We start from the raw sequence: 11,965 nt of genomic DNA, 5'->3' as shown, positions 1-11,965 counted from the left end.
AGACTCGCCAACCCATTTGGCGGTTTTTTAGTGGACGTCCGGTTGAGCGTCATATTTTTCTGGAAGTTTGTTCTGTGTTGGAACTGAATTGGCGGGAGATTGCAGCCAATCCCCCGGCAGAATTCTCTGAACCCGGAGAACGCACCCAGATTCCTGTACTGGATATTGATGCCTTGGTGCAACAGGTGCGCTCGCAACTTAGCGACAAAATTGAAGACCAGTGCGGCATCTTGCAGCTATTGGATATCAGCCGTCCCGTTAGCATCGATGACATATATATTGATGTCAATATTTTGGAGGAGATCAAAAGCCTTCAGTGGTTAGAAATCGCTGACCTGCAAAACCTTGCTCCAGAAGAATTTGACCGCTTTGGCTTAGGTGAGGTTGACCAGAAACAAATACCGGGTATGCACGCAGTCGAAACCTACTCCAAGCTGAGGGTGCTGGGCAAACCAGGAGTCGGTAAAACCACCTTTTTGCAACATCTCGCCATTGAGTGTCAGCGAGGCGCATTTGCGGCGAACCAAGTTCCTATCTTCATCACACTGAAGAATTTTGCTGAAGAGTCTAGAGTCAGTGGCGAGTTCAGCTTATTAAACTACATCCGCTCCTGTTTTCTCACATCTGGAATTTCAGAAGAGTCAGTGATTGAAACCTTGCTTGGTGCAGGCAGAGTGTTGCTGTTGCTTGATGGGATGGATGAAGTTCTTAACCAACAGAGCAATGCTGTCTTAAAAGAAATTCGCTCGTTTTCGGACAAGTATCACAAAAATCGGTTTGTGGCGACCTGTCGAACGGCGGCTCAAAAGCTCAGGCTGCGAGGCTTTACCGATGTTGAGATTGCCCCGTTTACCCAACAACAAATCCGAGCCTTCGCTCAAAAATGGTTTGTGGCGTTTACTAAGACGAACACTCAGGCTGGGGTGGCGCAGTCCGTTCAGTTTATTCAGAAGCTGGATTTACCCGAAAACTGGCAATTTCGCCAACTCGTCGTCACACCCCTGTTTCTGCATCTTGCCTGCTGGGTGTTTCATGGTCAGGAAAAATTTCCAACGAAGCGGACTGAATTTTATAAGCAAGGGCTAGATCTTCTGTTGGGTAAATGGGATGAAGCCAGAGGCATTGAACGAGATGACGTTTACCGAGGGTTTTTATTGCCACAAAAGCTCAAGTTATTCAGTCAGATTGCAGCGGCGACATTTGAGCAAGGTCAGTACTTTTTTGAGCAACGCGTTATTGAGCAATACATTGGTGAGTATATTCAGAACTTGACCAATATGCCGATGGACCCAGAGGAACTACAACTAGAAAGCGAAGCGGCGCTGAAGGCGATCGAGGCGCAACATGGGCTACTGGCAGAACGGGCGCGGGGAGTTTTCTCGTTCTCCTATCTGGCGTTTCAAGAATACTTGACGGCAAGAAAAATCGTTGCCAGCCATAACCTACAAGCATTGGAGCAAGCTCTGGCAGGACTGATCAGTCACATTAGTGACCCTCACTGGCGCGAAATCTTTTTGTTGACGGCGGCTATGCTGCGGAGTGCAGACGGGCTAGTGCAGTTGATGAAGCAACACATTGATGCACTGGTTGCCCAAGACCCTTATCTACAAGAGTTTTTGACCTGGGCAAGCCAAAAATCAAAGGATACGCCATCGCAACCAAAGGTAGCGACGGTGCGAGCATTTTACGTTGCCCTTGCCCGGACTCCTCACATGGCTTCTCACTTTACTCTAGCCAGCACCCTCGACCAGGGAATGTTTCTGGATGCAACGTTGGATAATTTGCTATTGGAGTGTGCGATCGACCAAAGTCAGGACTTTGCCCACGCTCATGCCTGTGGAGATGCGCTCAGTAACATTCTGGGCATTGTTCTGGATGCTGGACTTTATAAATCCCTGCAACAACTTAGGGAGCAATTGCCGAATCCAAATCAAAACCAAGAAAAATTTCAGATCTGGTGGGTTGCACACTCTTCAGCCTGGGTTGAACAGTTAAAGACGACGATCATTAATTATCGAAATATTAACCACCAATGGCAGTTTAGCGCTGAGCAACAGCAAGTGCTGCAACGCTACTACGATGCCAATCAGCTACTGCTCGATTGCCTCAATAGCAATTGTGAGGTGACGGCTGCAATTAGGCAGGAAATTGAAGCCACCTTATTGTTGCCAACTAAGGAACTTGAGGACAGGGAATGGCAATAGATCTGCTGTTAACTCATTTGTGATCCAAGTGAGAACCGTATGTCGCTAAGCTATGGTTTTCTTCATGGTGAAATAATCCTGAACTTCCCCTTGATCATCAATCTCCACGGCTAACATCCAAAACTTTGATTCCTTGCAAAGGGATATAGCTTTTCTACGACTCAAATATTGACTAGTTTAAATACTTAGATAGATGTCCTATTTCGCCTTTCTTCGACAATTTATCTGCATTCAAATCATAATATTCTAAGTCATTCTTTTTCATTTTTCTACTCTATCTTTATGTGAGGAATTTGGGGTTTTGCCCTATACTCGCAAGGGCGCAAGGAATTGCGCCCCTACACCCTCTACAAAGCCCTATTTTTTCCTTATTCACGTAAGTTATAAAATCGTGAGTGAAGGCTTAGCGAATGAAGTGGAGTACATCACGCACTACGCTGTAGCCAGCCAAATCCCAAAATAGGTAAGCCACAAAGCCAATCATGGCTAAGCGTCCATTCCACAGTTCCTGTTGGGGATTCCAACCAATAATCCAGGCATTGCGATCAGCGCCGTTGTATGCTTTGGCAACAGGAGGTAATTGAGTAGCGTCGTTGGTACCAGACTTCATTGTTTACATTCCTTAATAACTCTGCTCTTGCCTTCATGGTATTTACTGAATCGGCTGTTGCTGTCTGTCTTTGGGGGAATTTGTTGGTACTTCTTTCGAGTGACGCTTTCAAAGGCTAGAAACCTTTTTTCTCAATCATTAATTTAGATAAGTAAGCGGACAAAATTAAACATAGGATGTGTTATGCGCAGCCGCAGGGCGTCAATTCCCTAAGCATCATGGGTTACGCGATCGCCTATGGCGGACACTCCGTGTCATCGCGCTTCCCATCCTACGATGGTTCATCATTCCACAAACCTACTTACAAATTTTTCACGTAATTTTTTAACAGAGCAATTGGCGAATAAAACATAAGTGGTTATACTATCTGGTAGTTGTATTCAATATCTGATAAAAAGCAAAAATATGAAATTAAATTATGTTATTAATCATACATATTATTTGGGGAATTACCAATACAGAAACTAGTGCAACATGATAGGACTTTGTCAGGAGTTGATTATTGTTTTTTCTAAAAAAAGTATAAAAAATGCTTTTGTCAAACGCTCTCATGGTTTCGATTTCGGCTCATAGCCTTATTCGTAATGGTAATTCATCTTAACAAAGTATCCGCAGCGTACCACTTCCAGATAATGCGTTATACTTCGTTAACGCTCCCTACGGATTTAAGATTAACTTTTATAATTACCTCTAGGTACTGCCATTTAGGAACGAACAAATTGCTGAAATTGCTAAACTTTAATCTTTGATAGTAAAAAAACAAGATACGGCTGTAGTTGGTGCTGTAGATTTATTATTTACGGGCATTCAGCTAGAGTTTCAGGTGACCGAAGTACGAAAAAATCATTTTGGTTCTGAATCAGGAAATTGTATGAAAAGTGACATGGCAGTCGAAAAATTGCGCCGCTACAAAGAGTATGGGGAATCTGTCATCCAAAGCCTTGAGTTGGTTTCGCAGAACCCACTTCCCAAAGACAGCTGGGTTCCGAGTAGCCTTTATGAAAGTATCCAGCGCCTACAGCAGTCTGCCGAAAGAACGGTGCAACTTGCATCCTCGCCAGTCAAAATCGGCATCATGGGGGAGTTCAGTAGTGGAAAAACTTTACTTTTAGGCAGTTTGATTGGCTACGCCGATGCTTTACCAGTCAGTGAAACCCCCACCACAGGTAACGTCACTGCGATCCACCTCGTTCAACAACCAGAGTTTCAGACAACGAAGCTTGGCAAGTTTAAAGTTGAATATCTTTCTAGTGAAGGGGTGAAAGAGTGCTTGCGCTTTATGCTGGAGGAAGCCGAACAACGAGCAAAAATGGCAGATATCCCTTCAGCACAGCTTGCGGCTCTCAAAAGTTTACACCCCACGAGAGAAGTTGACATTAACGGTATCTTAAGATGGTGCGAGGAAGCATGGAAACCCCAAAGCTTAGAATTACGCTCTCTGCTGAGGGAACTGGTTGTTTTCGTCCGTACCTACAGTGTTTACAAAGAAGATATCTGTGGTAAAAGTTACGAGATTGACAATACCACTGCTCATAAAGGGCTGAGGCTTGCAGAGCCGCCCATGAATATCTTAGAGCTCAGCTTTGACCGTTTACCGCAGCCTCCTAAACGCTGGGAAAATTTAGCACAACCCTCAGTTCAGGACTTGCAAAATAGCTTCTCGCTGATTCGCCGCATAGATGTCACAGTTGAGGTTTCAAAAGAAATTTGGGATTTGTCTTCTTTACAAGGAACAAATGAGTTCATTCTCCTAGACTTTCCCGGATTGGGAGCTGCTGATTCTGGTGTGAGGGATGCTTTTTTATCTTTGCGGGAACTGCGAGATGTCCAAACTATCCTGTTGCTACTCAACGGTCGATATCCTGGCGGCGCAACTGCGGCAAAAATCCGCTCTCTCCTGGAACGGGATAAGGGACAAGACCTTAGAGACCGGATTATTGTGGGTGTGGGGCGCTTCAATCAAATTCCTCTCTCAAGCAGCGATGAACGCGCCATTGATGACCTTTTATATGAGATTCTACTTTCAGAAGAAGCTGTTGTTGATAGCCTCAGCATTCTCAAACTAACCATCGCCAGTGCTAACAATTTGACCACGGAAAAAAAGAATATCGTTCTGCTGTCGCAACTTTATGGGTTGACTAAATTAGCAGAACTTTCTTCTCTAGTGCAAGTTTGCTCAACAGAATTCTTACCTGATTTGGATAAACCCAACAAACCAGAGGAGTCTGAACTGCGGAGAAAATGGCAACAATTGAGTGAAATGTTACCTCCTTCTACTACATTGCACAAACAACTCAGTGACTACGCTGAAGATGGTGGTATTGGCAGATTGCGCTCATTACTGAAAGAGCATGTTGCTCTTCATGGTATGAAGCAACTTGTAGAAGACACTCAAAGGGCTGCTGAGGCTTTGCGTAAAGAGCAGAATAACCTAAAAAATATTTTAGAGGAAATCCCGACTTACATACCAGTTGTGGAAAACCCTGCTTTTCTCACCCTGCGAGAAGCAATTGAAAATTTAGTCACGACCTACAGACGATTCCAAGAAGATTTAGAAAAACAGCCGATTTTGAAGAACCGCAACAGTATAGCAGTAAGCGATATTGTTAAAGATGAGTTAACTAATAAAATCTTCTTTGATTGGAGCGAGTGGAGTTTACTTTTTGACAGAACCAAAAATGGCACAATCTCCCTGACAAAAAGTGAAAGCTTTTTTGAAGAAGATGAAGTTGACGATTCGATTCCTACGAAAAGCGATGATTTTTATACGGCATTTGTCAACACTCTTCAGGAAATGCAAGCGTTCGCCCATGAACAAACGACAGAAGCAGTCACCGATTTGTTTGGCAAATTATCTGCTGATGTACAACTAGAACGCGAAAAACTAAGTACAATTTTGCTAGCCGAAAAAGAAAAGCAAATTGAGCAAAAATTTGGCAAAAGCCAAGTTCGCTTTTTTAGAAATCTGCTGCGTGCTATTGACCCCACGAATAAATGGCAAAACCTAATTATTCAGCACAGTGGACTTGCTAATAGTGCGACTCCTATCAATGCTGACACTTTATTTCCCCTCGCACGCAAGGACGACAAGCACCAGAATGGTCAAATTTTTGACTGGAGCCCTGATAAACAGTTTCCTGTTCCCTCAAGACCTTTCAATCACCAAGTTGCCGTTTTACGGCTGCGAGACGAAATAACTGCAAGTGCAGGGTTGCACCTTGTACAGTATGTGAGTCAGTTAACCAAACTGGTAAAAACTTCGTTTTCCAGAGCTTTGAAAGAGATTGTAGATAATTTGCAAGAACTTTTAAAGTCAAAGCATGAACCTTTACTGAGATATATAGCTTCTGCACAAGAACGAACGTCTGCTCCTATTCCACCTTGGTTGGAGACTCTTTCCCAAATTCCCACGATTTCATATCCAGAGGAGATTAATCATTAAATAATACCAAGTTGCGTTCAAACATGTCATTCTGACCGAAGGGAAGAATCTCGCGAGATGCTTCGCTTCACTAGCGTTACGCTCAGCATGACAACTTATCTCTATGACTGCAACTTGGTATAAGAGTGCAAAAGTCAATTTTATGAAAATGAAACCACAGATGGACAATAAATAAAAGTTTTTCCTCTGTCTTCGCGATCGCATCTTTTCAGACTTCTGACAAGGGGTTTCTTCAGAAGCGATCGCCAGTATGATTAACGCTCTTCTATGACTCTGGAGAGAGAATAATTGAGGCGACTGGAAGTCGCGGCTACACAAACAAAGTCCGCCTGCGCGGACTAACCTAAAAATAGGATCTCAAATTTAATCTGACGAGAGTAATAAAAGAGCGTTAAGCTAATTGATACTAGCACCGCTGTGGGAAAATGCGATTATACGTTTGATGCGGCGGCTGTGGAGCCAAGATTCAACGGACAATGCTTTTAAAACAGTGAACAGTGAAAAAATTGATAGTTGGCTTTTCTGGTAACTGGTAACTGGTAACTGGTAACTGGTAACTGGTAACTGTCTTAGTACAGCATTTCATGAATTCATAATGTTTTTAAACGCATTCGTGACGCAGAGTTTTCGTTTAAGTTTTTGCTATGAAAGAGATGCAATCATCTACTAAGACTGGCGATGATCACGCAAGGATTTTAAATTTTTACGAAAAGTGATTGTGTTGGGATGATTCTCCCCTAAGCTGCGTTCAGCAATTTCCAAAGCTTTGATGTAGAGTGGTTCTGCTTCAGTGTACCGTCCTTGGTCAGAGTAGAGAAGAGCCAAATTGTTGAAACTGGAGGCGATATCCGGATGCTCTTCTCCTAGCAGGCGTTGGTATAGTTCCAATGCTTTGATTAAAAGTGGTTCTGCTTCAGTGTACCGTCCTTGGTCAGAGTAGAGAAGAGCCAAATTGTTGAAACTGGAGGCGATATCCGGATGCTCTTCTCCTAGCAGGCGTTGCCTTAGTTCCAAAGCTTTGATGTACAGTAGTTCTGCTTCAGTGTACCGTCCTTGGGAATTGTAGAGATAAGCCAAATTGTTGTAATTTTGGGCGACATTGGGATGCTCTTCTCCTAGCAGGCGTTGGTATAGTTCCAATGCTTTGATTAAAAGTGGTTCTGCTTCAGTGTACCGTCCTTGGGAATTGTAGAGATAAGCCAAATTGTTGTAATTTTGGGCGACATTGGGATGCTCTTCTCCTAGCAGGCGTTGGTATAGTTCCAATGCTTTGATTAAAAGTGGTTCTGCTTCAGTGTACCGTCCTTGGGAATTGTAGAGAAGAGCCAAATTGTTGAAACTGGAGGCGATATCCGGATGCTCTTCTCCCAGCAGGCGTTGGTATAGTTCCAATGCTTTGATGTAGAGTGGTTCAGCTTCAGTGTACCGTCCTTGGTCAGAGTAGAGAAGAGCCAAGTTGTTGTAACTGGTGGCGACATTGGGATGCTCTTGTCCTAGCAGGCGTTGCCTTAGTTCCAAAGCTTTGATGTACAGTAGTTCTGCTTCAGTGTACCGTCCTTGGGAATAGTAGAGTTCTGCCAAGTTGTTGTAACTGGAGGCGACATGAGGATGCTCTTCTCCTAGCAGGCGTTGGCTGAGTTCCAAAGCTTTGATAAGGAGTGGTTCAGCTTCAGTGTACCGTCCTTGGGATAAGTAGAGTTCTGCCAAGTTGTTGAAACTTTGGGCGATATCCGGATGCTCTTCTCCTAGCAGGCGTTGCCTTAGTTCCAATGCTTTGATGTAGAGTGGTTCAGCTTCTGTGTACCGTCCTTGGGAATAGTAGAGTGATGCCAAGTTGTTGAAACTTAAGGCGACAGAGGGATGCTCTTCTCCTAGCAGGCGTTGCCTGAGTTCCAATGCTTTGATGTAGAGTGGTTCAGCTTCTGTGTACCGTCCTTGGGAATGGTAGAGTCCAGCCAAGTTGTTGAAACTTAAGGCGACAGAGGGATGCTCTTCTCCTAGCAGGCGTTGCCTGAGTTCCAATGCTTTGATGTGGAGTGGTTCAGCTTCTGTGTACCGTCCTTGGGAATAGTAGAGTTCTGCCAAGTTGTTGAAACTTTGGGCGATATCCGGATGCTCTTCTCCTAGCAGGCGTTGCCTGAGTTCCAATGCTTTGATGTGGAGTGGTTTAGCTTCTGTGTACCGTCCTTGGGAATAGTAGAGTCCAGCCAAGTTGTTGTAACTGGTGGCGACATTGGGATGCTCTTCTCCTAGCAGGCGTTGCAACAGTTCCAATGCTTTGATGTAAAGTGGTTCTGCTTCGGTGTACCGTCCTTGGGATTCGTAGAGTATTGCCAAGTTGTTGTAACTGGGGGCGATATAGGGATGCTCTTCTCCCAAACGGGATTGTACGACTGATACACATTGCTCTAACCACGGTTGAGCCAGCGCATACAAACCCTGTCTTTCATAAAATACACCCAAACCAATTAAAACCCAAGGTAAATTTTCATCACTGACTGCATCAGTCAGATTTTGTGCCACCTCTGCTAAATGTGGAATAGCAGGAGTTAAGGCAGTGATTTGGTTCCGATAAGGTATTTGAGAAATTTCTTTTACCACTTCTACCATTGCTTGGCAAAAACTAGACTGATGCTCGTCGCCTGAAGCTAAGTTCTTTTGCTTGTTTCTCAGAAACTCTCGAATCAACTGATGTAACAGATAAGTATCTTCGCCCTGTAACAGGTGCAAGTTTTCTAATTCTACTCTTGCATCTTCCAGTTCTTCTGCGTCTTTCTCAGCAGCACGTTCCACCAATGACCAAGGAATCCCAGCTAAAGCAAATAAACTTAGTAAACAACCTAATTGTTGAGCAGACTCACTTAATTCGGACCAACTCAATTCAAAAGCAGCCGCTACTCCACGTTTGATATCTAGAGACCAATTGGGGTCATTTTCCTTTACTTCTAAAGCAGGATGCCCTAGCCCTTTTTCCTCCAAGCGTCGCAGCATTTCTGCCAAAGATATTTTACGCTTTTTCACATACCGCCCGACTAATTGCAACGCCAGAGGTAAGTAGCCTAAACGCTGAACGAGTTCTTTTGCTTTTATTAATTCTTGATTGACTTTTTCTTCCCCAACCAATTGAGTCAGTAATGAGAGTGCATCTTCCTCCGGCAAAACTTCCAAAAACAGAGAACCACGATCATCTAACTTGAGTCGTGTTGTTATGAGTACTTTAAACTGGGATGGTTGTGGTGGTAGATAAGATTTTATCTGGCTGTAATTTTTCACATCATCCACAACCACAAGCGTGTTTCCCTTCTGCCAACGCTGCCAACACCAGTGTACCCGTTCTGGTAACTCCAAATCTTCTGGCGGCTGCAAGTCGAAATTGATTCGAGCAAATTCTATTATCTGCAAACCAATATCTTGTTCTCTTGCACGTAGCCAGCAGATACCACCAGGGTAAGTGTGCAACTGTAAGCGTAGCAGTGAGTACTGGATTGCTAATTCTGTTTTACCAACTCCCCCCATGCCTTCAACAGCAGTAATGACGACTTCATTATTGCGTTGTAACTGTTGATGGAGGCGTTCTAATTCCCGCGCTCGTCCGATAAACTTATCTGTGTTACTGGGGGGAATATTTTGGGGAAAACCTGTTGGTTTAGGAATATGACTCAAATTGTTTTCAACTTTGTAAATCTGAGTAATATTTCCTACTGTAAGATTGCCCTCAACCCGCGCATTCTCTAAGATTGTTTGTGTAGTTAATGTACTATTTCCTTGAAGTTGAATATTGTTGTCACCTTGAATCGCTTGCATTCCACCAGAAAGCGTTGAGTTTTCTGCTTGCTGCTGGATATTTGGTTCTGGGTTGCTAGTCATGATTTTAACAGTTATCAGTTATTAGTTATTAGTTATTACAGTAGGTCGGTGTAAATAATTAAAGGTATGTAGTAAGCGCTTTAGCGCTAAAGCGCTTACTACGAGCTATTTTCCAAGCTTTACTTTTATTTACATAGTTTGATTTTTTCTCGCCTACTTACTTAGTTATTACGTTAGAGGATGTTTGGAAAGTGTCGTCTTGTACCAAAATTTATCAATGATCCCCCTAAATCCCCCTTAAAAAGGGGGACTTTTACCCCCCTTTTTAAGGGGGGCAGGGGGGATCAAGTAAAATATTTGATACTTCTCAAACATCCTCTTAGAGGTTCCGTCATCAGACTAGCTCAGAAGTTTAGTAGTAGCAGAGTAAGATACAAGCTTTCGGTATGACTTTCCGGATTTTTAGGTTTACTGAAATCTTACATGATTACGAGTCAACCACCAATGCTTCTATTATTTAGTGTTTAAAGTATCCAATGAGAGTGGGGTGAGCAGGACAGCAATTGGTGTCAATTTAAGCCAAAACCCTTCTACAATCTCGTTTCCAAATTTTACCTGGAAATGTGGTTCCACCGGCTCTTGAGCAAGTAAAGGAGGCAGAGCCTCTATCATAGTATTCCCAGTCAGAGACTGGGAACAAGGCACCGGCTCAGTTATGAGTTATCAGTTATCAGACAACAGGTTTGTTTGGTACAAGCCCCATCAGGTATTGATGGGGATTAACTGATAACTGTTCACTGTTCACTGATAACTGTTAAGAGCTATTGCACTAAAATCGAGCGTATCAAAATGCTCATAACTTCACCTGTCCTGCCAGTTGGTACGAGGGGACTCCAATCACTGATAGAGGCGTATTTAAGTTGGTGCAGAACGCGAATTGTGCTGTTTACGGCTTTGGGAGAACCAATGAGTGTATGTTTAATAGGTTCTCTTTCTGGAGATGCTTGAGAGTGAGTTTGATTGAGAACAGGTGTATTTGCGTTGTCACCACTGGACAAAAAGCCTTGAGTTATGGATTGCAAAGAATAATTTGCACCATCAAATTGTGTCACCGCGCTCTTGAGCCATTGCAGGTATTGTTCCAAGTCTAATTGAGTAATTACTTGCTCGTTATGTGCGATCGCTTGTACTTGTGGCATGATCTATTTATCTCCATTCGATATGGGGGTTATAAAGCGATCGCTTGTCCAATTGGTCCTGGAAGCGATCGCTTTTTGCTGTCTGTGCAGCAATATTTATATCATAAATTCTTTTGCAGCTAATTGCAATATTTTAAGTATCTTAAAAGATGATTTTGATATCTAAGGGAATCTTAAGGCGTACTATAGTATGCGAAAGCGATGATAGGGATGACGACGTGAGCAAACGATTTACTGTAACTCTTCCAGACTCAGTATTTGAAGATTTAGAGGTGTTGGCAGATACACAAGGTAGACCAACAGCTAATCTGGCAGCTTTTTTAATTGAAATTGGTATCAAGGAGAGTAAAGAACGCGGCGAATTTCCAGAAAAACCAAAAACCTCCAAAGCCAAGAAGGCTAAGGAGGATGGATGAATCAAAATACTATGGACGGCAGGGTGTACAAAAGCACATTTTTTCGTTTCCCCCTACACCCCTAGTACCGCTGCGCGGAAGTCATGCATTCAAAAGTCAAAAGTCAAAAAGCTGATTATGTGGGCTTTTCGCTGTTTTAAAATGGTAGCTTTATTTCCGCCGCGCTGTACTAGTTTTGGTTGATTGCTTTTGGATTTAACCGGACTTGATATAACTTTTAAATACATACTTTTGCAAGAGTTATATTAGAGGATGTCTGAGAAGTCAAAAATGTCATGCTGTTAGCG

Annotated in this window: 7 protein-coding genes; 4 read left to right on the top strand and 3 right to left on the bottom strand. The window is 43.2% G+C overall.

The window, feature by feature from the left end; translation table 11 throughout:
• On the top strand, positions 1-2,204 hold a 2,204-nt coding region (locus tag AACT52_RS31190), incomplete at its 5' end, for an NACHT domain-containing protein (RefSeq protein ID WP_073628043.1).
• 403 nt (positions 2,205-2,607) lie between these two features.
• On the opposite strand, the gene AACT52_RS31185 is transcribed toward AACT52_RS31190, so the two are convergent.
• Positions 2,608-2,814 (bottom strand): chlorophyll a/b-binding protein, encoded by a 207-nt coding sequence (locus AACT52_RS31185; protein ID WP_073628041.1) that lies wholly within the window; start codon positions 2,812-2,814, stop codon positions 2,608-2,610.
• A gap of 176 nt (positions 2,815-2,990) precedes the next feature.
• Here AACT52_RS31185 and AACT52_RS31180 point away from each other — a divergent pair, with 176 nt between their 5' ends.
• Together AACT52_RS31180 and AACT52_RS31175 are read left to right on the top strand one after the other, a co-directional pair.
• Positions 2,991-3,134, top strand: a complete 144-nt coding sequence (locus tag AACT52_RS31180) for a hypothetical protein (RefSeq protein ID WP_339375013.1) — start codon at positions 2,991-2,993, stop codon at positions 3,132-3,134.
• A gap of 551 nt (positions 3,135-3,685) precedes the next feature.
• Positions 3,686-6,256 carry a dynamin family protein gene (locus AACT52_RS31175; protein WP_073628071.1) on the top strand — a complete coding sequence of 857 codons (2,571 nt, stop codon included), beginning with the start codon at positions 3,686-3,688 and terminating at the stop codon, positions 6,254-6,256.
• A gap of 666 nt (positions 6,257-6,922) precedes the next feature.
• On the opposite strand, the gene AACT52_RS31170 is transcribed toward AACT52_RS31175, so the two are convergent.
• Together AACT52_RS31170 and AACT52_RS31165 are read right to left on the bottom strand one after the other, a co-directional pair.
• Positions 6,923-10,123, bottom strand: coding sequence for a tetratricopeptide repeat protein (locus AACT52_RS31170; RefSeq protein ID WP_233153806.1), 3,201 nt, complete (start codon positions 10,121-10,123; stop codon positions 6,923-6,925).
• A gap of 761 nt (positions 10,124-10,884) precedes the next feature.
• The gene (locus AACT52_RS31165) at positions 10,885-11,262 is read right to left on the bottom strand and encodes a hypothetical protein (RefSeq protein WP_337251564.1); all 378 of its coding nucleotides are present in this window, start codon (positions 11,260-11,262) and stop codon (positions 10,885-10,887) included.
• Between the two features lie 218 nt (positions 11,263-11,480).
• Here AACT52_RS31165 and AACT52_RS31160 point away from each other — a divergent pair, with 218 nt between their 5' ends.
• On the top strand, positions 11,481-11,678 hold the full coding sequence (locus AACT52_RS31160; RefSeq protein ID WP_073628067.1) for a ribbon-helix-helix domain-containing protein: 198 nt from the start codon (positions 11,481-11,483) through the stop codon (positions 11,676-11,678).
• Positions 11,679-11,965: the final 287 nt, after the last annotated feature.

It is taken from the genome of Scytonema sp. HK-05 (assembly GCF_963872035.1).
Taxonomy (GTDB): Bacteria; Cyanobacteriota; Cyanobacteriia; order Cyanobacteriales; family Nostocaceae; genus Kalymmatonema.
The sequence above is the reverse complement of the archived record's forward strand: the minus strand, read 5'-3'. Positions and strand labels throughout refer to the sequence as shown.